This is a genomic window from Pontibacter rufus (genome assembly GCF_015694705.1).
GTDB lineage: Bacteria > Bacteroidota > Bacteroidia > Cytophagales > Hymenobacteraceae > Pontibacter > Pontibacter rufus.
In genome coordinates, this window is sequence record NZ_JADQDR010000011.1 from 182658 (window position 1) to 208696 (window position 26039).

The 26039-nt window shown below is 48.4% G+C and carries 12 protein-coding genes; 6 read left to right on the top strand and 6 right to left on the bottom strand.

Annotated elements, in window-relative coordinates:
- Nucleotides 1–120: 120 nt before the first annotated feature.
- Together I2I11_RS17790 and I2I11_RS17795 are read left to right on the top strand one after the other, a co-directional pair.
- Nucleotides 121–1008 carry an AraC family transcriptional regulator gene (locus tag I2I11_RS17790; protein ID WP_196269085.1) on the top strand — a complete coding sequence of 296 codons (888 nt, stop codon included), beginning with the start codon at nucleotides 121–123 and terminating at the stop codon, nucleotides 1006–1008.
- Between the two features lie 37 nt (nucleotides 1009–1045).
- Nucleotides 1046–1999 (top strand): DMT family transporter, encoded by a 954-nt coding sequence (locus I2I11_RS17795; RefSeq protein ID WP_196269086.1) that lies wholly within the window; start codon nucleotides 1046–1048, stop codon nucleotides 1997–1999.
- Between the two features lie 83 nt (nucleotides 2000–2082).
- Here the strand turns inward: I2I11_RS17795 and I2I11_RS17800 are convergent, their stop codons facing one another.
- The 4 genes from I2I11_RS17800 to I2I11_RS17815 all read right to left on the bottom strand — a co-directional run bounded on the left by I2I11_RS17800 (nucleotide 2083) and on the right by I2I11_RS17815 (nucleotide 14208).
- On the bottom strand, nucleotides 2083–4446 hold the full coding sequence (locus I2I11_RS17800; RefSeq protein ID WP_196269087.1) for a glycoside hydrolase family 127 protein: 2364 nt from the start codon (nucleotides 4444–4446) through the stop codon (nucleotides 2083–2085).
- Between the two features lie 817 nt (nucleotides 4447–5263).
- Entirely contained in the window at nucleotides 5264–11473 is a 6210-nt protein-coding gene (locus I2I11_RS17805; protein ID WP_196269088.1) for a papain-like cysteine protease family protein, read from the bottom strand.
- Between the two features lie 1441 nt (nucleotides 11474–12914).
- Nucleotides 12915–13835, bottom strand: coding sequence for a TerC family protein (locus I2I11_RS17810; protein WP_196269089.1), 921 nt, complete (start codon nucleotides 13833–13835; stop codon nucleotides 12915–12917).
- A gap of 118 nt (nucleotides 13836–13953) precedes the next feature.
- Nucleotides 13954–14208 carry a hypothetical protein gene (locus I2I11_RS17815; protein ID WP_196269090.1) on the bottom strand — a complete coding sequence of 85 codons (255 nt, stop codon included), beginning with the start codon at nucleotides 14206–14208 and terminating at the stop codon, nucleotides 13954–13956.
- 864 nt (nucleotides 14209–15072) lie between these two features.
- Here I2I11_RS17815 and I2I11_RS17820 point away from each other — a divergent pair.
- Together I2I11_RS17820 and I2I11_RS17825 are read left to right on the top strand one after the other, a co-directional pair.
- Nucleotides 15073–17502, top strand: coding sequence for a TonB-dependent receptor (locus I2I11_RS17820; RefSeq protein WP_196269091.1), 2430 nt, complete (start codon nucleotides 15073–15075; stop codon nucleotides 17500–17502).
- Nucleotides 17503–17544: 42 nt separating this feature from the next.
- Nucleotides 17545–18363: a hypothetical protein gene (locus tag I2I11_RS17825; RefSeq protein WP_196269092.1), complete on the top strand. Its 819-nt coding sequence runs from the start codon at nucleotides 17545–17547 to the stop codon at nucleotides 18361–18363.
- Between the two features lie 330 nt (nucleotides 18364–18693).
- On the opposite strand, the gene I2I11_RS17830 is transcribed toward I2I11_RS17825, so the two are convergent.
- On the bottom strand, nucleotides 18694–20187 hold the full coding sequence (locus I2I11_RS17830) for a RagB/SusD family nutrient uptake outer membrane protein (RefSeq protein ID WP_196269093.1): 1494 nt from the start codon (nucleotides 20185–20187) through the stop codon (nucleotides 18694–18696).
- 18 nt (nucleotides 20188–20205) lie between these two features.
- Nucleotides 20206–23331: a SusC/RagA family TonB-linked outer membrane protein gene (locus I2I11_RS17835; RefSeq protein ID WP_196269094.1), complete on the bottom strand. Its 3126-nt coding sequence runs from the start codon at nucleotides 23329–23331 to the stop codon at nucleotides 20206–20208.
- A 231-nt stretch (nucleotides 23332–23562) separates the two neighbouring features.
- Here I2I11_RS17835 and I2I11_RS17840 point away from each other — a divergent pair, with 231 nt between their 5' ends.
- Both I2I11_RS17840 and I2I11_RS17845 read left to right on the top strand, forming a co-directional pair.
- Complete coding sequence (locus I2I11_RS17840; protein WP_196269095.1) at nucleotides 23563–24594, top strand: LacI family DNA-binding transcriptional regulator; 1032 nt, start codon at nucleotides 23563–23565, stop codon at nucleotides 24592–24594.
- Nucleotides 24595–24698: 104 nt separating this feature from the next.
- Nucleotides 24699–25817, top strand: a complete 1119-nt coding sequence (locus I2I11_RS17845; RefSeq protein ID WP_196269096.1) for a phosphotransferase enzyme family protein — start codon at nucleotides 24699–24701, stop codon at nucleotides 25815–25817.
- Nucleotides 25818–26039: the final 222 nt, after the last annotated feature.

The window sequence follows — 26039 nt, forward strand, 5'->3', positions numbered from 1 at the left end:
GGTATACCGGAGAGACGTGTTTACCCGGGATGAATACAGGCAGGTGCTGCCCGATTGTACCTTGATGGATATTACAAACCTATTCTCTCCTCCTTTGCACTTTTTAGTTTAATTTGCTTTATGAAGCTCACCGGAACAGAACGGCTCCCCATCCAGGACTTGCTCCAGCAAAAGGCGCTTACTATTGTGCCCCTGGAGACTTATGCCAGTGCGCTGTCGGAAGTGCCGCATAGCCATGATGCCTACATGATCATGTATGTGCAGGAAACAAAGGGCGGAGACAACCTCATCGATTTTCAGCGCTACCCCTTACAGGCGGGCAGGGTATTTTTGTTACGCCCCGGGCAGGCGCATCAACGGCGATCACGACAGGAGAAGGGCGTGCTGGTGTCTTTCTCGGAAAGCTTTCTGCAGACCACGGGCATGAGCGCGCACGATGCCTTTGTTATTTTCAGTTCTGTGTACCAGCACCCATACCTGGACCTGCCCGATAAGCTAAAAATTATATTTGAGGAACTGGTAAACCTCATGGCAAAAGAGCTGCAGGAGCCACAACCCGGAATGGACATACTTTCGCGTTACCTCTATATTCTTTTACAATACCTGCTCCGGGAGTGCCAGGCGCAGATTGAAAAACTTACGCCGGCGCGGTACAGTGAGCGCCTGTTTCGGCTTAGCAGCCTGGTAGAGGCACATTACCATGAGCACAAAAGTGTAAGCTTTTATGCAAGCGCCCTCGACATTACACCCAAACACCTGAATAGCCTCTGCCGGCAATACCTACACACAAGCGTCGCCGATATGCAGCACGAACGCCTTATAGTAGAAAGTAAGCGCTTGCTGCTCTTCAGCAGCTTGTCTGTTAAAGAAATTGCTTACCAGCTTGGCTTTGAGGACGCATCATACTTTGTGCGCTTCTTTAAAAGAATAACAGGGCAAACGCCAACGCAATTAAGAAGCGGAGGTTCTGAAAGTACCGTTCATGCCGCAGAAAATCCTGTGAGCTGAACCGGGGCTGCTGTAGTTTTGCAGAAATAATTTTTACATGCAGTCTAACAGCAACTTAAAAGCGATTGCCCTGGGCTCTTTGGCCTGTGCGTTTTTCAGCTCTACCTATATTCTCAACAGTTTCCTGTCTTCCAGAGGCGGGCACTGGGCCTGGACCGTGGGCTTGCGCTCTTTCTTCCTGATGCTCCTGCTCGCAGCCATACTTTCGGCAAGGGGGCAGCTAAGGCACCTGCTGCAGGTGATGCGCCAGGACCTGCAGGTATGGCTTGTGTGGGGTGGCGTAGCTTTTGGCCTGTCTTATTATTTCCTGACGTTTGCTGCCTCCTTTGGTCCCGGCTGGCTGGTGGCGGGTGTTTTTCAGTTTACGATAGTTGCGGGTATACTGCTCTCCCCTTTTCTGTATAAAGATCGCCGTGCAAGGATACCTATCAAAGCACTGCTCCTCTCTTTACTGATTATGGCGGGCATTGCCTGTATGCAGTGGAGCCAAAAAGACGGCAGCTCTTATCAGCATTTGTGGTGGTGCATTGGTCTGGTAATGCTGGCAGCTTTTTGCTGGCCGCTCGCTAACCGAAAGCTTTTGCTGCACATAGAAGAACGCGGCCACCAGCTTAATGCTATTCAGCGCGTGGCCGGCACGGCTATCGGTAGCTTTCCGGTGCAGCTTGTGATGATGCTCTACGGCTATTCCCAGGCTGGCCTGCCCGGCCAGGAGCAGCTCCTGGCGGTGCTTGTTATCTCTATAAGCTCCGGCGTAATAGGCGGCATCCTGTTCTTCAAAGCCATGCACCTGGCCCGTTTCGATGCTGCCTCGCTGGCTGCTGTGGAGGCCACGCAATCCATAGAAATGCTGTTCACCGTGATAGGCGAAGTATTACTCCTGGGCATTGCCTGGCCTAACGGGCTTGGCAGCCTGGGCATGCTGCTTATCATCAGCGGGTTGGTGCTTTACAGTTTGCCTGCCCGGCAGAAAGCGCTGCACGTTACCTAAACCTTGTGTATCACCAGATTCACCCTGGTATTTGCCACGCAATTATTCAGGTAAATCTAGCATATCGTTAACAGACCTTGCGCTTACTTTAAGAGCCGGATGTAGTAAATGCCTCCTGCCACAGAGCCATCATGGGCAACAAATTTCACCTGCAGCACATCAGGATCGCTACTGGTAATGGCTTTGGGAAGATCATAATCCACATCAAAGAACCGGTCTCCTTTTGAGCCATCGAGGTTTACTGTGGCTACCAGCTGCCCGTTCACCAGAATGTCAAAATTGCGGTTCTGGTCTTTGCCGTAGTACGTAACGCGCAGCTTGCGGGCCTCGTGGCTGGTGTTCTTAAGCTCGTAGCCAAACCAGCCTGAGGCATGCCGCCAGTGGCGGTCGTTGTAAATGCCTGCTTCCGTTCGCTCACCCCGGAACTTGTGGTCAGACTCCGGTTGCTGCTCTCCCGGAGCCACCTGGTCTACAGTCGCCTTGTCCAGCACCAGTTTTGCCTCATCCGCCGCATGCATCGACTGCCTGAGGCTGTCGAGCCCCGCAGGCGTTGTAACGGGCCAGTATACCATGTAGCGTGCATCATGAATCTGGTAAAAAGGCACCAGCTTTACCTGTTTATACTTATCGGACGAGATAATCCCCGCCGCAGAAAAGACAAGCGGCTGCCCGGCAACAGGCTTCACACCGGCAGCATAGGCGCTGTCTGCCGACACGAGCAGGGGCGCTTCTTCTACCGGGTACAGCGGGCCGTTGGCAATATGGCCCATGCGGCTGCTGTCGGCCCACAGTCCTGTCAAATCGGTAGTGTCGGTGGCGGCGGCCAGCACCATGGGGCCATGCACAAACGATACCCAGGGCGAGTGGTCGGGCAGGTATTCCGCTTTGGTTTCCATGGGTAAGGAAACAGTGACTTTATCACCTGACTTCCATTTACGCGATACCGTTACATACGAGGAAGGAACGGAGCTGACAGCCATTTCTTTGCCGTTCACGCGCACCTTCAGTTGTCCCGCTTTCACCCATTCAGGATGCCTGATGTGCAGCGCGAACTTCGCCGGCTTTTTCAGTTTAAGCTCGATGTCAGTTGACTCCTGGTAAGGGAACTTTGTGTGCTGCACCAGCGAAACGCCTTTCTCCTGCCAGTTGAGGGTGGAGGCGATAAACAGGTTTACAAAAAGATCTTTGTCGTTGTGCGCGTAAATCAGCTCGCCATACTTGCCGTGGTTTTCGAGGCCGGAGCCCACGCAGCACCAGAAACCCTGTTGCGGCTGTGAGTAAACGCGGTAGTGCCTGGGGCGCATAGGTGTAAAGTACACGAAACCGCCCTTGCCCGGGTGCTGGGACGAGAGGATGTGGTTATACATAGCTCTTTCATAGTAATCCATGTAGGCGCATGCAGCACTATCCAGAAACAGGCTTTTCGTGAGCTTGAGCATGTTATAGGTGTTGCAGGTCTCAGGCCCTTCCTTCGATTCGACCATAGAGGAAAAATCGTTGGCCGGATGGAAGTGTTCTCTTACGCTGTTCCCCCCAATAGACACCGTCCGGTTATGCACTACCGTGTTCCAGAAGAAATCTGCAGCACCGGCCCAGGACTTGTCTTTATCAAGTTCGGCAATCCGTAAATACCCGATAACTTTAGGTATCTGTGTGTTGGCGTGCAGGCCGTTCAGCTCATCTTTCCGGGCAAGGAGCGGCTTTAGAATAGAACGGTCAGAGAACCGTTGCGCCAGCCGGAGGTATTTCTGATCACCCGTAATAGCCGCTACATCAGCAAATACTTCATTCAGGCCGCCATGTTCGCTCTTCAGCATTTCCTGCATCTGATCCTCAGAGAGCTCTGCTGTAAGGTTTATACACCAATCCGTAAGCTTTACCAGGATATCCCGTGCTTTCTCATTTCCTGCAAAAACATAAGCATCGCGCAGCCCGGCATACAGCTTGTGCAGGTTATACCAAGGCACCCATTTGCCATTTAAAGAAAAGCTGCCCGCATCTATTTTACCTTGCGCAATTTCCTGCCACATCGCCCGTCCGCCGGGTACGCCGCCCACATAGCCGTTGCCGCTGCGCTGCTGGCAGGTATCTAACCAGCTCACCATGTAATTAAGCCTTTGCAGCAGTTCCGGGTTTCCTGTTGCCGCATACATCAAAGACAAAGCAGAAAGGTAATGGCCGCCGATGTGCCCGTCAAGGCCTGTGTCCTCCCAGTTGCCATAGTTCGCAGCCTTTGGCGGAATACCCGCTTCCGTCAGGTAAGGCGCCAGCAACCTGTCAGGGTCAAGGGCCAGCATGTAACGCATGTCCGTCTGCTGCGCCTCTTTAAAAGGGCTGTCCAGCAACCGCACCGAGGATAAGGGAAATGCTTCCGGTTGCAGGTGCTGGCAAATGCCAGGGACTGATATCAGCAGAAAGGTTGCCAGGCTTAGAAGAGGAAGTTTCATTAATCAGGCTGTTTTAAGTAGTAAATTATCTAAGAGCAAGTTTAAAATTCGTGCTTTGCGCTGCAAATTGCCCATAAAGGAACCTGTCTTCACGCTTTTATCGCCACGTAGCGCTGCTATGCGGCTCAAAAACCATTTCGCCAGAACCCTTTCTGAACACTTTTCGCTTGCAAAAACGAAATTTAAACATGCTCTAAAAGTACGAACTGGCGCTAAAGAAAATAAACACCTTTTATTATAAATTTATAAATAACTATACAACGCAACGTGTAGTTTACGCGCACGATGATAATTCAAAGGTATTTTCACGCAACACCAGCCCTTCCTCCGGTGCTCATCTTGCAGGGAAAAAAGGGATTTTGCGGAGGATTTGTTGTGGAAGGAACAAGAGGATTATGCAGGCAGCCCTTGCCGTTCTTCAAAAGGGTAAACCTACAGGTGCTGCACGATAGCCTTGCCTGCATGCCGCTCCTGCTCTTCGAGGAACGACAACTCCTCACTCATAACTGATCCATACACCATCTTTTGCTATGCGTACAACTCAGTTTAATATGGTATCAGTTCAATATGGTAGTAACTGCATTCCCCCGCATTATTGTTAAAACTTCTACGCGGTGCCCTTCTAAAGCCGGGAAACAGGCATAACATAAGTTTATTGCGCCAATCAGCCTAACGATGTTAATGCTGATAGTGGCAAACGGCTTATACTTCACAACCCGTGACGCAATGGAATCAAAAGAAGGAATTACCTTGAGTTAAAACTCAGGATAATTCCGGGCAGGCCTGCATCAAAGAAGAAGCCTGACATGAAATTCAGTTATACCAAGTTTGCATCATCTACATTAAGTATAACAATCTTCTTATCATTTGGATCTGTTTTCAGGGAGGCTTTAAAGAAGTGGTCTGTCATCAGGCTTTTCGCTAACCGGTATGATTTCGTGCTATCGAATGATTTCTCTAACCTTAGCCAGGTATATAAGGTAAGAAATGAACCGTCACTATGATTGCTTTTTACAGCATTATGGGAAATAATTCCTGACTTGCCGGCAATATTTGCTGGCTCCAGATAATTCCAGCCTGTCGAGAAGATAAACAGGTTCTTGTTGCCCTGTTCAGATATAGCAGGAATATTGGCAGTGGGAAAATCCCAGATACCTGAAACGTCATCATAACTTACAACCTGTAGCCAGGTTCTTTCAATGGTAAAAAACATATTGGCAAGGCCTGTTCCTCCGCCAGTAAATGTGTGCGAGAATATTGTATTGGCCTTGGCAACCGGGAGTGCTGAATTAATAACACTCCTGATAAAATCAACCCTTTCTGTGGCCTCTGTAAAATTAAGTTGATCTTCTAAATGGTCGAGCTTGGCCTTCAGATCTGTCGTTAGCCATTGAACAAGGTCCACCTCTTTTTCTAACTGATTCGTGTCTGGTGGAATTCTGTAAATATTGAAACCCATTCCCCAGAAACAATATAAAAAATCATTTCCTTCAGGGAATTTTGCCAGATGTTGTGGAGTCAGGTCTTCCTCCTTTGCAGGAATCGCCTCGTGGTCATAAGTATAAAGATTTCCAGGAGTGTCTTTATTCGGGCCACTTGATCGTGGTGAAGCCAACCAGCCACGATTTACGAATTCAACTCCTATGGCAGAGGTATTTAAGCCGATGGTGTGGTATTCAATCTGCATGAGGTCATTAAACTGTAGCACAGTTCCGTTCCTCATGAGCGTCATATGCGATGTTGTATTCGCGGTGCCGTTAAACCCATGTGTTGTCGCTTCCGACGCTACCGGTGATGCGGTTTCATGCAACACCAGGTGAATTAAAGCAGAGGAAGCCCTGTGTCCGTTGTCATTTCTGTTATGTTCGACTGTGGCATTACTCCAGTTTAAAACGCCTGGTATGGTTTCAAACTCAATTTTATTAATGACGATGGTTGAATCCAGCGCAGGCGTATAATTGATGAGGCTACGGCTTGCCGCATTGCCTTCCCCAATGATCTCGTCTTTGAAGTGAACTATTTGTATAAACAAGTCCCCGGGGTTGTCTCTCGCCGTTTGCTCATACTCTTCCAAAAACTCAGCAAAAGTCTGGCGTTGCTCGCCCACGGTAGACGGATCTAAGAAAACAAAACGACTGTTTGCCTCTGTACCATCCCCATCATACCCGATCAGTATTTTGGCGTGGGCGGAAATATCTGTTGACGAATCACTGTCCACCGTAATCCACAAAGGGCCATAGGTTTTCATCCAACCCACATAGGTGTCAAACGTGTAGCTAGCCGGAGGTTCGCCTGTCATACCCAGCGCATCAACAAAGTCCATCTTCTCGGATGGTAACAATGGCTGGTTGTTGTTATACTTGTTGAGATATTCTTCCGGCACCGTTGCAAGCACCTGCTGGATTGTATAGGGCTTGCCATCTTTCCAGCTTTTCATCATTGTAGCGGCTGCGGCCCAGCAAGCCGCATCTTTATCTCCCTGCAGAACTAAAGGCACTGCCTTTCCTGCTACCCGGAATTTATTGGTGCCGCCTCCACCTATTTCTATAGACGCTGCCTGGCCGCTTCCATCCATACTGGTGGCTTTCACAGGCTTACCCTCGTCAACCGCCTTTACCGCTGCATCTGTAAGTGTCGGTTTATTGTTCTTTGTACTCTCCTGTTCTGCCTTCTTGCTCTGGCCTGCATCAATAACCTGCCCGAAATGGTCTTTCAGCAACTGTGCTTTTTCTTCTTTGCTTAACTCCGGCGAATTACGGATAGCGTCTGCGATCTTGTCAGCATGCTCTGTGTTGTGCCCCATCGTAAAAATATCTTTTGCCATCTCGGCAAATGCCTTCGCATTCTCCTGGTTAGACAGGTAGGTTTGCATAGCATTTTTCTGATTCTGATCCAGGCCGGTAATGTCTTTGAAAATTCCACTCTTACTCAGCAGTTCAGAGGCAGCTGCTAGACCTGCACCAGGCGCAGGGGCAGGAGGTGCATTCTGGATATTGACGATAGGTGTCGCAAAATCCTTGAACGCTGCTTTCCAGTCCGTAACGGTCGGCACAGGAACTGTTACAGGGTTAATGGAGGTAGGTTCATCTGCCTTGAATTTTTCCCAATCCTGTGAAGTGTTGTCCCTGACTTTTTCACAAGCGTCGCAGGCGCCCTGTACTGCCTCTGCGAATACGCCTTTGCTTGGTATGCTGATGCGATAGGGCGGTACAGGTGTCAGCGGTTTGTAATGGTCAAGGAGGTTGATTTGAGCAGCAGGCCCTTCGATAGGTTGTTCTACAATAAACGTTCTGTCAATCTTATATCCGGGCGCCACGGGCATGATCAAAGCATTTCCCGAAATGCCGATCAACTCGTTTTTAACCACCGAGGCAAGGCTGCGCTGCCCTATAGGAGCTCCAAAATCATTGTAGGTTTCAATCGTAAATCCGTCGAGCAGCATATACCGCCTGTCCTGGTCCAGGTATCTGAGAAGCGCCTTGTTATAATGCTCAAGGTTGCTGTTAAGGTGTTCAATTAATTTTTGCGCGATATAGGCATCTTCTTTTTTGGGGTTACGCTTTTCATTGGCATTTTCCGGTGTAAATAAAGTACTTCCGTCTAATAGATCGTCGCCGGCAAAACCGCTGAACAGAATGCCGTTATAATGCGCGGTTGAATAGCGAACGGTTACATTCCTTACCGATAACGTTACGAGGTCATTGGTTAATGTTGCCGTGTTATTAAAAACAATATCTAACTGGGTGATGTCTTTTCTTTTCTTGTTCGAACCACTGCCGCGCAGGTTCACTTTCATCAGGGCATAATTCCCTTTGTATTTTGTTTCAGTGGAGAAATCAATAGCTGAAAAATTGCCGATACTGATGTTGTTACAGATGCGTTCAAATACGATTGGCGCGATGTCATTATAATAAATGCTGTCCCATTCCGAGATAAGCCTGTCTTTAAAATAATAATTCAGCATCTCGTACACGTCCTTGCCGAGTATTTTTGCATAGGCTTCCCATTGCGCTTTATCAAAACCGCCGGCTTCAAAAAAGTTAGCGTCTATCTTTCTTACGCGGATACACTGGGCCGGCGGCACGCTGGCAAAATTAGCATCCACGGAAATATATTCATCGATGATAGGGATCGCTTCTGCTTTCACGCTGCCGTCGGCATTTAAATAACCTCCTGCAATAAAGCCCAACGGACCGCCCAGTATACCCCCAATCAAGGCACCGGGCCATGACCACGATGATTTTTTCTCCAGCGGCCATGATTTAACCCTGTCATACTTAGACTTGGGCCTTGGAAGGTTCGTGTATATATAGATTTCACCTGTCACAAAGTTTATGACCTCATCATCGTAAGCGCCGTCGGGGAAATCCACATTTTCGTAATTCGTCTTTATCCTCTCAATGGCATCAAAGCCTTTCAGCAACGGATGCTGCCTGCCGGACCGTATGATGCTGAATGGTTGCAGATAGGTTTCTGAAGGTATTGGCAATAAATTAAGCGCCAATACGTCTCTCCATTTAAAAATATTTTCCCGCGTAAAATCAGTCATCAGGAACGGGACAAACAAGCATTCTTCTACATGCGTAAGCTCCTGGTAGATGGCATAATGCCGCAGCACTTCAAAATACATCATTGTAAGCGAATGACAGTGGTTGTGATTGGCAATCACTTCTGCCGTTACACCATAGTCCTGCCCCTCCTCCACGCTTGTTACAACCGATGCATTCTGTTCCCGATAACTTTGCGCATTCTGGTTGATCGTATTCTTCATCTGCTCGTTAAAGTATTCTGACAGCGAACGGGAGCTGTTTTGCCATGCAGTGGAATTTGCGTTCGCAACTCCACCCGAAACCCCGAAGACTCCGGCAATTCCCTGTACAATTCCCGCAAGCCCCAGTCCCGCACTTACGCCAGCAGTGGTGGCTGAACTGCCGCCTCTGGTAGATTCAGATAAATTTCCGGCTATCGTGTCAGTGATACCCACTTCATTCACAAGTGAGGCAGCCAGCGATTCCCGCTGAGACAATCGCTGGGTTTCGCTCCCCATCAAACGGTGCGTTTGCTCAAAGATGACGATCTGTTTTTTTTGCCCCGGCGCCAGCGGCAATGAATACAGCAATTCACCCAATGAATAGCCATCAGCTTTCGTTACAACACTATAGTGCAGGACATGGCCGGTTGCCACCGTCACGGCCTGGTAGATCGACAGATTGCTGTGGTCTTCCGGTGCATCCTGCCAGCGTATTGGGTTACTTAGATCTACCGGCTTGCGTACAATTTTGGCAAGTCCTCCCTCCAGCATGAAATTTCCATTTGAATCCTTCGTGAGCACATAATTCGAAACATCAGGATCAGATGTTCTCACTACAGCTTTATGCCGGTACTCATTCAATGTTCTGTTTGGTATGGAGAGGTTGATGCATGACCCGCCGATATCCTGTGTATAGGAATCAGATCGGATCAGGTCTTGCTGGCTGGGAAGCCGGTTCGGTTTCTTCGATTCATGGCACTGGCAATCCTCCTCTCCTGCTTCTCCTTTGCTTTCACAGTCTGCCCCCTCAATTAGCAGGTATAGGAAATCATCAGCAATGGTTTCCCTGCTCGCGATGTGTTCATCATCGGTATACAGCGTGATATCAGCAGGAGTATCCGGCGTTAACGAAACCAGAGCCTGTGCAGCAACATAAACACCGTACGGATAAGGTAGCGAAAAATTTCCAGAGCTGTCAGTGCTTGCTGAGCCTACCACTTTCCAAATCGCATCGCCCTCTTTTTTTGCCTGTACTACTACTGTAATATCCTTCAATTCGCATTCGCCGGAGATCTCTATCACCTTGCCGCTTAATTTTTTATTGCCACCGGATGATGGCTTCGGTTCATCTGCTCCGCTCAAAATAACGGGCTTTGTAAGCGGAACTTCTATGACTAATTGTTGTAAGTCGGGATTTGTGGCGGCGTATTGATTTTCCCAGATAACCGATCCGTCATATGCTTTTACTCTGACGGTGACAGCGCTATTTAGAAAATTGGTGAGTATGGTGCCGAATGAAAAGGGAACAGTATTGTCGGGTGCCTGCTGGATGCCAACCCAATTAAAGCTATTCGTCAGGAGTTCGCTGTTCCCATCCGGAACCTGGATGCTATACTCTGTTGCGAGGTCGTAAAACTTAAAATCATTTAAGGCAACAGGAGAATTTCCGGGGGTAATGATTTTAAACGTTCCTTTTATCTCCACTGCCTCTATCTCAGGAACCGAGACAGGAAAATCGAACAGCTCATTTTTTAAAATTTTCTGGAGGACCTTGATCGTTTCGGCGCTTCCTATTTCAAACTCTGCCTTCAGGAAGTTTCTGAATTCATCCGCGGCGATTTTTATTTTCGGCCTGTCCGACGATACATCAGTTACGTGCGAGACGATCAACAGGAAAGCGAACTCATTATACCTTGGTTCAACAGCTCTGAATTGAACAGCAGCCTCATCGAATTGCTGCCTGTTCAGTAAAAAGACATTCTTCCGTACATAATCCGCCAGTTCCAATTCAAGGCTTTGTGACTCTGCTTCGTTAAATGCAACTGAAGCGTTTAGTGCCGCCTGGCGCTCAACAATATCTTTATACTTGTTTGATGCCGTAGACAGGCTGTACAGCGCATCAAATACGATATATCCAAACAAATTTTCTCTCTCATCCTTTATCGCAACATCAATATTGGCGGACAGAAAATCAAGCAGTTGTGGATCGTTGCCTGTGAAACTGATACTCCTGAAGTATGAATAGAAATTTATTAAAGAGCGGTCTGAGTGTCCAACAAGAAATTCGTTTGGAAATCTGGCTTCATAGCTGGTATCGCTTAATTTATTATTTAGGTGAACCGTTTGCTCACTCAAATGATTACGTGCGGCAGAAGGCCTCCTGCCCCGAAGCACCGTTACATATTCAAACGTTGGTACTCGGAAAAACAGATTTACAGAATGGATCGGAAATGGTACTTCCCCCTCGTAATTGAAAGTATGCTGTAATAAAGCCATAAAACCATTTTTTAATGATTAAACCAAAGGTTTTAAAATCAGCGGAGGGGTGTTTCAAGGGAGTCAGTATAATGCTCCGCTCTATTGTCAGGGCTTTGCACAAGTGCTTTTATCGGGTATATAGTAGTGTCGGGAAAGGGATAATCAACTAAATTATTTTCTCAACAAAGAGTCTTAATAACTGCAAAGGCAGTAACAAGGATAGCAAAATAATCAAAAAGCTAAGTTTCTGGGGTGAATATGAAGAGACTGTTAGGGAGCAGGAATAAAATATATTAGTTTAAACACACCCCGTTAGCTTCGTTAGCGCAAATTCGGGTATTTACTTAATGTTAATTATACTTATTAAGCGGTAAATATGTTTAACTATATTTTCATTCATGCACAAGGATCAACAAACGAAGTATAACTATTACAATGATTTATGTAATAAAGAAACAATATCATTAACGTGATCCTGATAATGATAACAGTTAAAGTAGCCCCTGCGGATAGTGGCTGGGAGTAATGGGGAGTGTAAAATAAGCTATGTCATCTTTTCCCTTTTGTCAAATTTCACTCAATATGTTTGTAGTCAACTTTTATTTTCGGGGTTCTTACCAATATTAGTTTTGATTTTACCCTTATTTATATAATTCAAAACACTCACCTTAATTAACTTCCCTACACAGCTAACAAGCTTGTGAAGTAATCACTCCACAAGCAGATACACCTGTCTGCACGGGAAGAAGTACATCATCAGCAATGAGGCCTGGGCCGCTTCTGACGTGAACCGTATGCTTAATGGGTGGCCGCTGCTGGGAAACCACGAATGCAATACAGCAACCAGGAAGCAGTAGATGACCTGGGCCTCAACTTTACCTCAGCCAGTGCTCCACTGCAGGAGTATGGTAAGGCGCTGAATACGGAAGAATAAGGCAGTCATTCAACGACACTCTGAAGAAAGCTGTGTTATCGCAGACTTAGACCCGCTACTCTGCTTCACTGCCTGAGATTGCCTGTTAAACATACCTGAGGTATTGTGATACACTATTCTCGGTAGCAACCGCATCCGTTGCAACGGTTTGAAAATGGTGTATGAAATGGGTTGATTTCGGGTTGATTATGGTTCCTCCGCACTCAAACCGAAACAACTGCTGCCCCTAATACTGATTAACTATCACCTGGGAACAGGTCTGCTATTTAATAGATAGGACCAGAAAGCAAGAAAAAAGCTTTCTATCAAGTAGAATGTCCCTATACATGCATCATACTCCTCTTCGCCCGGAACAACAACAGGTAACATTCGAAGCAAATAGGGAGTACCAACGGTACTGCTATTGCCGATTTCGGGTTGGGACACGTTTGGAAACCCGCTTATTTGGATATGTTGAGCGGGTTTTCATTTCCAGAGTAACACAAAAGTAACAAAAGGCATTTCTTCATCTGTCACTTTCCCGTTTCACACGTTTGTCTTCTTGGTTCTTTTGAAGGACAGTACAATACTGGCTGTCAAAATCAAAGCGATGACTAGCAGCGATATGAAAGTAGGAATCTTGTAGATATCAACCATCACCATTTTCAGGCCTACGAATGCCAGTATGATGGCCAGCCCGTAGGACAGGTATACGAAGCGGTCAACCACGTGGGCAAGGGCAAAATACAGCGAACGCAGGCCCAGGATAGCGAAAACGTTTGACGTATAGACGATGAATTGGTCCTGTGTAATAGCCAGTATCGCCGGAATGCTGTCGACCGCGAAAATCAGGTCGGTGGTTTCAATCAGGATAAGCACAAGGAACAGCGGGGTCGCGTACCGCTTGCCGTCCAGCTTCACGAAGAATTTATCCCCGTGCAATTGGTTGGTGACCGGCATCATTCTTCTGAAAAACTTTATGACCGGGTTGTTTGCCGGATCGATTGCCGTACCCTTCTCAGTAAACATTTTGTAGCCGGTATAAATCAGGAAGAGGCCAAAGATGTAAATGGTCCAGTGAAACTGCTGGATGAGGGCAACGCCGGCGAATATAAAGATTACCCGCATGACCAGCGCCCCGAGGATGCCCCAGAACAGGATCTTGTGCTGATAAATGGCAGGTATCTGGAAATAACCGAAAACAAGCACAAACACGAATATATTGTCTATACTCAGTGATTTCTCGATAAGGTAGCCGGTCAGAAATTCCACAGCTTTAGCCTCACCAAACCAATAGTAAATGAGGCCATTGAAAGTCAGGGCTAGGCTAATCCAGACGCCCGACCAGGTCAATGCTTCTTTCACAGAAACGACATGCGCTTTCCGGTTGAAAATCCCCAGGTCGAGCGCGAGCATCAGGAGCACGAATACGTTGAAGCCTATCCAGAATGAGGCTGTTACTTCCATGGGTGTTTATCTTAACTTAATTAGCCAATAATATTTTTAGGGTATTTGTTCTATGGCAACAAGAAAGCATGCTCACTGTTAAGTGCGAAATACTGGCTCTCTGTGATAACCAGGTAAGCTACTTTGACAGTTGCTCTATTATTTCCTGTTCTATTTCGCGTTCAAGGTTTATAGTATCGGCTGCTTTCATTTTTGTAACCAGCGAATCTATGCCTGTATGTCGTTCAAGTTCTTTGTTTACAGCATTGTGCAGCGAATCTAAGGCCATGTTGGCACTGGACTCTGCTACATCGTAAAGGGTATCCTGCAAATCATTCTCCGTCGAACAGGAAGATGCAAGCAAGGCGGCGGCAACGTATAGGAACTTCTTCATTTGGTGGTATCAGGTCTTTTGAATCCCAATTTACCACTCACACGAGACAACTGCACGCTCAGACTACAGTCAACGCCTTATCTGCTCCATACAACACCAATAGACGCAATAAGACGAATTAGCGATGAGTAAACCAATGAACATTTCCTGCTTTTAAATAAAGCCTCACAACCGGTAGTCACAATGCCTCTTCTGGCTGGTTAGACGCTGCAACGGTAAAGGACATTCCTCATATTTACAAACTTTATCAGTAGCTTACCGGCATCCGTAATTATACAAAGCTGTTATTCTTCTTTTTTAAAGCACTTATAGTTCCATAACAGATGTTATGATAATCTGTCTATAAATGGCTATTGTTAAAATGATTCTAACTTTCCTCTCCCACCTGCAAATACTTCTCCACAGCCTCTAAATCTCTGTAGATAAAGTTCGATAATTCACTCCTTCGGTCTACTAAGAGGGAAAAGTCAGTTTCAAAGCTGCTTTTCTTTTTCGCTGAAACCGCTGTTTCACGAATTATAAAAAGCCCAACTTATTCGTAATTCCCGCATCCGCAAACAAGACCGCAAACATACGAGGTCATTCAGAGTTAATATGCTATTGCAATAAATACACACCTTTGCTGTGTAGCCCTATCGGCTACAGAAGACCCACCACGCCCGCAGTACACTCAGCAGGATTCCATTTACAAGCCAATTGCAGAACTAAAATGTTGCTACATGCTCTTCATTAAATTGATCGGGGTATTACTTTGAAAGGTGTTGCAGCACAACCTGCGTACTGAATCTAAAATCATTTCAGCGGCAACTTTAAACAATCCAGCAGAAAGCTTGTCATAAAAGCATCACGCGAATTAATACATTCATGAGATTCATACTTCTGTTAGTTCTCTTATTACCTTCACTTACCTTGGCGCAAAGCGGCATCATCACCGGCACCGTGCGGGACCGCAATACTCAGGAACCATTGATTGGCGTATCAGTACAGGTAGTGGAAGCGCAGCTTGGTACCGTAACCAATGAAAATGGCGCTTTCAGGATAGAGGGCATACCGGTGGGTAGCTATACTGTGCAGAGTTCCTATATCGGGTACCAGCCGCAGTCGCGTTTTAATGTGAATGTAACGGCGGGCAATGTGCAGATACTCAACTTTGAGCTGGCGCCGGCTGCCAGTGCGTTACAACAAGTAGAAGTAGTAACTAACCGCAGCCAAAGTGCCGCTGTGGCCGACCTGGTTACGCCGTTGTCGGTGCAAAGCCTTACTGCGGAAGAGATTCGCAGCAACCCTGGCGGCAACTTCGATATTTCGAAGGTGGTGCAGGTATTGCCGGGCGTGGCCACCAACGGCACCGGCGGCGGCAGCCGCAACGACCTGATTATTCGCGGGGGCGCACCCAACGAAAACGTGTATTACCTGGATGGCATCGAGATTCCGCTCATCAACCACTTCACGACGCAGGGCAGCTCCGGCGGCGCTACAGGTATACTCAATGTTTCGTTTATAGAAGACCTGAAACTGAGTTCTTCGGCTTTTGATGCGCGCTACGGCAATGCCTTGTCGTCGGTATTTGAATTCAAACAGCGCTACGGCAACCCCGAGCGTTTTTCCGGCAATGTGCGCCTGAGCGGTTCGGAATTCGCCACTACTTTAGAGGGCCCAGTGGGGTCAAAAACAACTTACCTGGTGTCGGCGCGCAGGTCATACCTGCAGTTCCTGTTCAAGCTGCTCGACCTGCCCATCCGCCCCAATTACTGGGATTTTCAGTATAAAGTAGACCATAAAATCAACGATAAAACTTCAATCTCTTTTATAGGTGTTGGAGCGATAGATGAGTTTGCCTTTGGCGTGCCGCGCGAAAGCACGCCGGAAAATGAGTATATCCTGCGCTCCACGCCCTACATCAACCAATGGAATTACACCACCGGCGTGGCTATGAAAAGACTGGTAAACGATGGGTATGTAAACCTGGCCCTGAGCCGCAATGCCTTCGACAACTCCCTGACCAAGTATGAAGCTGCCCGGCAAGGAGAAAGCCGGGAACTGACACTGAACACCAGCTCCCGCGAAACCGAGAACAAGCTGCGCCTGGACGTGAACAAGTATAAAAACGGCTGGCGGTATGCCTATGGCGTATCGGGGCAGTATGTGCAGTTTACGAATGATATTTTCAGTGTTATCCGGAAAGAGCTGCGCGATGAAGCAAACAACCTGGTGCAGCCGGGCGTGACGCTGGACTATAATACCAACCTGGATTTTTTCCGTTACGGAGCCTTCGGGCAGGTTTCCAAATCAGTGCTAGATAACAAACTGGGGCTGTCGCTGGGTATCCGAACTGATATGAATTCCTTTACCAGTGATGGTAACAACCCACTGAAAACGCTGTCGCCGCGCCTGTCCATATCCTACCTGCTAAATGATAAGTGGAGTATCAGCGCCTCTTCAGGAATTTACTACAAACTGCCTCCCTATACTATTTTAGGTTACAAGGAGAACGGGGCCTACCTGAACAAGCAAGCCGATTACATCAAAGCCATCCATTACGTGCTGGGCACCGAGTTCCTGCCGCGCCAGGATTTGCGCTTTACCCTGGAAGGTTTCTACAAAGATTACAGCAACTATCCTGTATCGCTTCGGGATGGAATTTCGCTGGCAAACCAGGGCGGCGACTTTGGTGCTATCGGCAATGAGGCTGTGGTTACAAACGGGAAAGGCAGGGCTTACGGCGCAGAGTTCTACCTGCAGAAGAAACTGACAGGCACCGTGTTCTCCGTGCTGTCTTATACTTATGTGGTGAGTGAGTTCGCCGGTTTGGATGGGCAGTATGTTTCCAGCGCCTGGGATTACCGCCACCTGATGTCGGGTTTGCTGGGCAAAAAGCTGCCGCGCAACTGGGAGTTCGGGGCCAAGTACCGATTTGCCGGCGGCGCACCCGCTACACCATTTGACCTGGAGGCCTCCCGCAGAAACTATGCTTCGCTCGGTGTAGGCATTCTGGATTATGACAAACTTAATTCTGAGCGCCTGCAGCCCTTCAGCCAGCTCGACGTGCGCATCGACAAGAAGTGGAACTTCAACCGCATCACGCTGGACCTGTTCCTGGATGTGGCCAACGTGCTTGCCAGCAACACGCCGGGCTTCGACCGTTATACCTTTCAACGAAACGAAGACAACACTGGCTTTGCCACCACTGATGGAAACCCACTGCGCCCCGACGGCAGCAATGCCATCCCCCTCATACTCGAAAACAACGACGGCAACCTGGTGCCCACCCTGGGCTTTATAGTGGAATTCTAATTGATTGCATAATTGTAACCCCGGAAACAATGCCCCTGAACTATGAAAAACGCTAAAACACTGGCCGTATTGAACACGCTGTTCTTTCTGCTGCACCTGGTGCCTTCGCAACTAACGCAACTGAAGCTTTTCAATAACCAGACTATTGGCGATGTATCCGATAAGTACCCGGCGCTGTTCACGCCTGCAGGCATTACCTTTTCAATCTGGGGCATAATTTACCTGGCGCTAGCCGCCTTCTGTATCTACCATTTAATTAAAGCATATAAAGCGCCCGCTGATCATGACGCCAACATAGACCTGCAACGGTCAGGCTACTTATTTATGGCAAACAACCTGGCAACCGGTTTCTGGACTATTGCCTGGGTAAACGAGTGGCTGGTCATTTCGGTGGTGCTCATACTTATTCAGCTGGCCACGCTGCTGGCCATGCACCTGCGGCTGGGCATTTTCAATGCCAGCCGCTCTGTAGCCTCTAAATGGTTTACGCAGGTGCCGCTGGGTTTATACTTTGGCTGGATCATTATCGCTACGGTTGCCAATATCAGTTCTGCCTTAGTCGGTTTGGGATGGGGTGGCTTTGGCCTGGATGATGGCCTTTGGACTGCTATGATGATTGTGGTGGCTACTTTAATCATGGTGTTTGTTGTTTTCACCAGGGCAAATCCATTTGTAGGTTTGGTTGGTATGTGGGCGCTCTATGGCATCATTCTGAAGCACCATGAACTTGGTGTGGCAGATAGTCCGCAGATCATCATGACAGCATGGGCCGGTTTGGCTGCGTTGGCACTGCTGACAGCCATAATCTTCTTCAGGAATGTAAACAAACTGAACAACGTTCGGCAAGAGGCACAGGCTTAAGCGCACTTTTTATTCCGTATATTCTACAGTGAGATCTGGCTGCTATTAAAACAGTCCAAATTATGGATGCAAGCAGGCTCCTGAGATGCTTAAATTTCGGAGCAGTTCGCTTTAGGAAAGCCTTGTAAGCACTAGAGCAGCTTGGTTCAGGAAGGCAGTGCTGGTGCTTTAAGTTGCGAGAAAAAAGCTGTTGTATCTGAACGGATCGAACAATAAACGCTGTATTTAATTTCTTTGGAAAGGGTTATTTACAAAGAAATATTAAAAATGGTGCAGAACCAGAAAAGGTATTACCTCTCTGATTCTGCACTATCTCCTGATAAGCCTGCGTTACGGGTTCTGCACTAAGTTTGGATTCAGAATTATTTCCTGCTCAGGAATGAAAAACACGACACGGGGATCTGTATAGGGGATAACCTGACCGGTTGCGCCAGAAGGAACATGTGTGCCGGGATAATTACGCACCATGTCGCGCTTGTTTCGGAACACATCAAACTTGCGCAGGCCCTCCCAGGCAAACTCCAGCCGCCGCTCGTCCAGCACCACGTCCAGCACGCTCTCATAGCCCATCATGTTTGATGGAGAGAACAAGGCATCTCCGGATAAGCCGGCCCGTTGCCGGATTAGGTTTACATCATCCAGCGCGGCCTGGTCGTTACCGAGTTTGGCATTGGCTTCTGCGCGGTTCAGGTACATTTCTGCCAGGCGCAGGTATACCGGCGAACTCAGCGTCACTACGCCATCCTGGTAAGAATACTTGGTGATGTAATACTTGGGATAACCGTTCCGTCTGGCCAGCACCGGCTTGCCATCTGCCCCCGTCTTTACAGAACCGTCAGCGTTTTTCTCGTATACCGGCACAATAAAGGCTTCACGCTGGTCCTGCGGGAATTTGTCTATCAGGTTGCGGTAGCTCTCGGATGCGTACATCTCGCCATAGCCCACGTTGTCGCTCAGGTACATGGAGCCAAGCGAGCCCCAGCCCTGGTCGTCCTGCAGGGTATGCTTAATGGCAAAGATGGTTTCGCTGTTAGACTCATTCGGGAGCGTAAAATATTTTGGCAGGTTGGCGGTGCTCACCAAAGAATAGCGCTCCGAATCTATCACTTTGTTGGCGTACTCAATGGCTTTTTCATTCTCCTCCATGTATAAATATACCCTGGACAGGAGTGCGTAAGCAACTTCTTTGGAAGCGAAGCTGCTGTTCTTTTCGCTTCCCATCAGCGAGGCTGCTTTCTCCAGATTGCTGATGATAAATTCATATGTTTCTTTTACGGTGCTGCGCGGCGGCAATTCGTTGATGTCGGTATTGTCGCGGATCATTACGCCTGGCGAGGCCCCGCCATCAGGCGCATAAGGCCGCCCGAATACGTTTACCAGATCGAAATGTATCATGGCGCGTAAGAAGTAGTTCTCGCCCAGCAGTTGGTCCAGCTCAGCAGACTGCCCTTCTTCCAGATTTTCGATTACCACGTTCGTCCCGTAAATGGCCTGATAGGCCTTCCGGAAGAAGTTATTGGTAACAGCCATCGACTTCAGGTGCTGGTAATTGTAGGCATAAAACAGCGGGTCGGTGGTGGTGCCGCTCAGTGCCACGTTATCGCTGGGGTACTCGGCCATAAAATGATAATTACGCACATAGTAGCTATCCTTTATGTAGTTATAGTTGCCAATGGTGGCAGCTTGCAGGCCTTCGGGGGTGTTAACTGTCTGCTCGAAGGTCAGCCCGTTATAAGGCTCTACTTCCAAATCATCGGAGCAGCCGGCCAGCAGGGCAGTGCTCAGCAGTGCCGGGAAAAAGTATCGTTTCAGGTTATATTTCATGACTGTAGTGCGTAAAGATTAAAAATTGACGTTTAGACCCAACAACAACTTTCTGCTGCTAGGATAGCGGGTTGCCGAGGAGCCTGAGGTCACGTCCACCTCCGGGTCCAGCCCTGAGAAGTCTGTCAGCGTCCAGAGATTGTCGCCGCTCACAAATACCCGCAACGACTGCAGTTTCAGCTTGCCTGCAAAAGCGGTGGGCACGTCGTAGGACAAGGTTACGTTGCGCAGCCGCAGGTAGCTGCCATCCTCCAGGTAACGTGACGACACTTTGTTCGAGGCTCTGTTTCCGTTCAGCACCGGCCTGGGGTGTGTGGCAATATCACCTTCCTGCTCCCAGCGGCTCCAGCCATCCTGTAACACCATGCTGTTGTAGGTAGGGTAAGCGCCATCGGAATCAAAGAGTTCCCTGTTGTAATTGTACACTTTGTTGCCGTAAATAAAGTTTATAAAGGCATCCAGCGTGAAATTTTTATAGCTGAACGTATTGCGGATGCCGCCGCTGAATTTGGGCGTAGAGGTGCCGGTATACACCCGGGTCGCGCTGTTGTAGCTGCTGGTCACAGTATCTTTCACAATGTTGCCGGCGTCATCATACTCCCGCAACAGCCAAAGCGGGTTGCCGGTTGCGGGGTCTACGCCTTTCCAGTCTCTCATAAACCATGACTCGATGGGCCGGCCCACCTCCACGCGCTGGCTACCTCTGTCTATAGGCTGGCCGCCGTATAATTCCAGCACCTTGTTGCGGTTAAAAGACAGGTTAAGGCTGGTCTCCCAAGCAAAAGCACCCTTCAGGTTTTGGCTATTTACCTCAATGTCGATGCCCCTGTTGCGGACGGAGCCGATGTTTTGTGTCTGAAAGTAAAATCCGGTGGCCGATGAAAGCGGCACATCCTGCAGAATGGCTTTGTTTGTTCTGTTGTAGAAGTCCAGGGCAACATCTATTCTGTTCAGCAAACCAATGTCTACGCCTATGTCAAAAGTATAAGCCTTCTCCCAGGTTAGGTCGCGGTTTACCAGCCTGCGTGGAAAGCCGCCGGGCTGGTTGGCATACTGCACGCTAAACTCGTAGAGATCGAGGGCCGAAAAGTCGCTGATGTCGGCGTTGCCGGTAGCGCCGTAGCTGCTTCGCAGCTTGAGCTGGTTTACCGTACCGGAAAGCCCCTGGAAGAAGTCCTCGCTTGCAATGTCCCAGGCAGCCCCAAACGAGTAGAAGTTGCCGAAGCGCTTGTCTGCCCCGAAGCGGGAGGATCCGTCCCGCCTGAAGGAGGCTGTCGCAAAATACTTGCTCTTGTAATCATAATCCACGTTCACAAAGCCCGACAAAAACTTGTTCTCGGATTTATAACCGCCAATCAGGTAAGGCGTGGCCGCGGCATCCAGTATCTCCAGGTCCGGAAAGATGCCCTGTCCGGTGGCGTTGATGCCGTCGTTATAGTTGGCCTGGTACTCTGCGCCCAAAATACCGCGCACATTGTGCAGCCCGAACGCCTTGTTCAGCGTCAGCAAATTAGACGTAAGAAAGCTGTTTTCGTACCAGTATGAGTTGCTGAGTTCGCCGTTTACGGCCGCACCGCCGGAGGTGCGCAGATCGTTATTCGACTCTGCCCGGTAGTTTGACGTGCTATATCGGTTGGTGGTGGAGAATGCCAGCCAGTCAGTTATGCGGTACTCCAGTTTCAGATCGCCGGTGAGCGCCTGTCCCCGTTGCCGGTCATAGTTGTATTGGCTGGTGTATAGGAAATTGCTTCTGTCGCGGCCATACCATCCCTCTGTGCCTGAGTCTACATACCGGATGGTACCATCAGCATTGTAGGGATTATCCCAGGGCAGGTTAATGTAAGACTGGTAAATGGCTCCTGTCGGATCATTGTTCCTGTTGGAAAACAGGGCGTTTACACGAGCCGTTACGGTTACGTCAGCATTGATGTCATGGTCGATGTTGACACGGAAGTTGGTTTGCTCATAGTCGGTATTGATCACCGTGCCCTGCTCCTGGAAATAAGTTCCGCTCAGATAGAATCTGGTCTTCTCAGAGCCGCCCGATGCCGATAGCTGATGGCTGTTTATGGTGCCTGTCCGGAAGGCCTCGTCGAGCCAGTTGGTATTGCCGGGCTGTGCCGGTAGCACGCCGCTTACATAGTCTGCATAGGTCAGCGGAAGATTCTTTGATGTCAGGTATGCGTTAATGTCAGCTTCTGACGGACTAGGATTTGTTTTACTTAGCTCTGCAATGTAGCTGGCCCGTTTACCGGCATAATCATTCTGGTAGAGCCCATTGGTATAATCAAACAGTTGCTGACCGTTCATCACCTCAAAATGGCTGCCCATGCGCTGGCTGATGCCGGTGGTGCCATTGTAGGAAACCTGTGTTTTGCCCGCTTTGCCGCGCTTGGTCGTAATCACGATCACGCCGTTGGCAGCCCTGGAGCCGTAAAGTCCGGTGGCGGCCGCGTCTTTGAGCACGGTTATACTTTCAATGTCTGAGGGGTTTGCGGTTCCGCCAATTACGCCATCCACTACATAGAGCGGTTCGGCACCGGCGGTAATAGAGCCCGTGCCGCGGATGCGGATGGTAGGCGCTGTGCCTGGCTGGCCGCTGGCGCTGGACACCACCACGCCCGAGGCTTTGCCCTGCAGCAGGGCAGCGGTGTTGTTGCTGGTTACGTCGCGCAGATCTTCCCCGCTCACCACTGATACCGAGCTGACCAGCTCCGATTTCTTCTGGGTACCGTAGCCCACCACCACTACTTCCTCCAGGCTCTTGGCATCTGTCGCCATACTTACCTGCAATGTCGTCTGGTTTCCTACCGGCACCTCTTTGGTCTCATACCCTACATAAGAGAATTGCAGCACATCGGCGGGGGCGGCGTTAATTGTAAACCTGCCATCTGCATCTGAGGCCGTGCCGATAGAAGTATTTTTCACTAAAACCGTTACGCCAATAAGTGGCTGCCCCTGCGCATCTGTCACCTGGCCGGTTATGGGCTGCCTGCCGGAGGCTGTCTGCGCCTGCGCCGGTCCCGCCACAGCGATAAGCAAACACAACAGGCCTGCCAAAAGCGGCAGGGTTTGCCGGTACACTTTAAGCAATCGAACAGCCCTGCCGGGAGCCGATGCGTTTCTTCTGTAAATTCTGCTCATACTTTTTTGGTTAAATGGCTAAAGAATTAATTTGGCAAAAGTGAAAATACCTGCCGGAAGATTATTTGGAAGGTAAAAATTAAAAACGGGCTCTCACAATTCTACAGGGCTCTAAATCAACGCAAACGTTTGTTTAAGCCAGTTTCTTCGGTTGTTATTGCCGGAAAGTATCAAACTTTTTAGCTTCTCTAACATTCTGTGTATCTTTAAAGGCATACTTTATTGCATTAGATGTCGAAAAAGCCTGTTACCATAAAAGAGATCGCCAGAGTCCTGCATATCTCTGCCTCCACTGTTTCCCGTGCCCTGAACGATCATCCCAGCATTGGCCAGCCCACACGGCTAAAAGTGAAGCGGCTTGCCCAGGAGCTAAACTATGAGCGCAACCAGACGGCGGTCTTTTTTCAGAAGGGAAAGACTTATACCCTTGGCGTCATTTTACCCGAGCTTTCGGAAGCCTTTTTTTCATCCGCCATCAGTGCTATTGAGGATACAGCCTATAAAAGAAACTATACCGTACTGCTGGCACAGTCGCATGATGACGAGCAAAAAGAGAAGCAACTGGTGGAGAAGATGAAAAACCACCGCGTGGACGGCCTGCTGGTGTCAGTAGCCAAAACCACCTCGTCTTTTGAGCACTTCGACAGGTTAAGCCAGTATAATATACCTGTTGTGTTTTTCGATCGCATCCCTCCTATTCAGAATATACATTATGTTGCCTCTAACATGATTACCGGCACCATTGAAGCTGTAAATTACCTCCTGAAAAGAGGACACCGGGCTATCGGGATGATAAATGGCCCGGCTACCCTGCATGCCAGCAGCGAGCGGCGCGAAGGCTATATCTGCGCTATGATGAAAAACAGGTTAAAATTTGATCCCTCGCTGGTAGTAACCTGCGACCTGACGGAACAAAGCACCATAACAGCGTTTGATGAACTTTTGTCGAGTAGAAGAAAAGTAACAGCCGTAGTAACCTTTAATGATTATGTGTCGCTCTATGCTCTTAAACATGTCCGAAACCTTCACCTGAACAAAGAAATTGAATTTGTAAGTTATGCCAACCTGCCGCTGATAAAGTACATGGATTCTACACCCATTGCCTCTGTGGAGCAGTTTCCCTATCAGCAAGGGCAGAAAGCTGCTGAAATTCTACTTGATTTGCTGAGCAGTAAAGGGAGAGAGCGCGGCGAACAGCAGGCTTTTTATCAGGTTACCATTGAATCACAACTTATTGAGAACGAAAAACAGCAGCTCAGCTAATGCGCTGCCGGTTTGGCAAACCATTCTTATCCAAGCTACTCAAACGTTTGCGCAGAGAGTTAAGCAATTAATTAAGTATGTTTGGCTAACAAAATAATATAATTATGCTTAACAAAATATTAAGCTCTTTTGGACTGGCAGCAGAAAAATACAGCATACAAAAACTGGGCACAGGTTTGATAAATCATACCTGGAAGGTTACCGGCGAAAGCAATGCCTATATTCTTCAGCAAATCAACAGCAATGTATTCAAGTCTCCGCAGGATATTTCCGACAATATCCTGAAAATAGGAAATTTTTTAGCTGAACACGCGCCCGATTACCTGTTTGTTTCTCCAATTGCTGCCACAACCGGAGCGTATCTTATCCAGGACGGGGCAGGTGATTTTTACCGCCTAGCGCCGTATGTCAGTGGTTCGCATACCATTGATACCGTTACCGACAGGCAGCAGGCTTTTGAGGCGGCACGGCAATTTGGCAAATTTACCCAGTTGCTCGATGGCTTTAATGCAGCGGAGCTAAAGTATACGTTGCCCGATTTCCATAACCTTGCCTTGCGTTTTACCCAGTTCGAGCAGGCGCACAGAACAGCAACCGCAGAGAGGCTGGCCGCGGCCAATCAAGCCATTGAAGATGCCTACGCGCAGCAGCACCTTGTGCAAACATATCAGTCGATTGTAGCAGACGATACCATCCCGCAACGCGTGATTCATCACGATACCAAGATCAGCAATGTGCTATTCGATGGCAACGACAAGGGCTTGTGTGTTATAGATCTGGATACCGTGATGCCGGGCTATTTTATCAGCGACCTGGGCGATATGATGCGCACCTACCTTTCGCCGGCCAACGAGGAAGAACAGGATTTTGACAAAATTACCGTGCGCGAAGATTATTTTCAGGCGATAATCCAGGGTTATTTTGCAGAGATGGCTGCCGTACTGACAGATGCTGAAAAGGAACTGCTGTTGTATGCCGGCAAATTCATGATCTATATGCAGGCTATCCGGTTCCTGGCAGATTTTTTAAACGGCGATATTTATTATGCTACCTCGTACCCTTCTCATAACCTGGTGCGGGCGCAAAACCAGTTTGTGCTGCTTCGTAAATATTCAGAAGCAGAAAATAACTTCATCAGAATCATTCAGCAGCTCCGGAAAGAAAAACTGACTGAAACAAATCACAGCTCCACAACAGTCTTCCGGGAGAACAGGAAAGTATAAAGGCGGCGAGTTTTTTATACTTATACCCGCTGCGCTTCGGGGCTTTGTAATCCTGAAACTGTTAATGGCGAGGCGGATTGCAAGCCACGAGCAGCTTGGCGGCAAGCATGCTATCAGGGAAAGTTTACGCGTAGGGGCTTACTTATACTTATACTTATACTTATACTTATACTTATACTTATACTTATACTTATACTTATACTTATACTTATACTTATACTT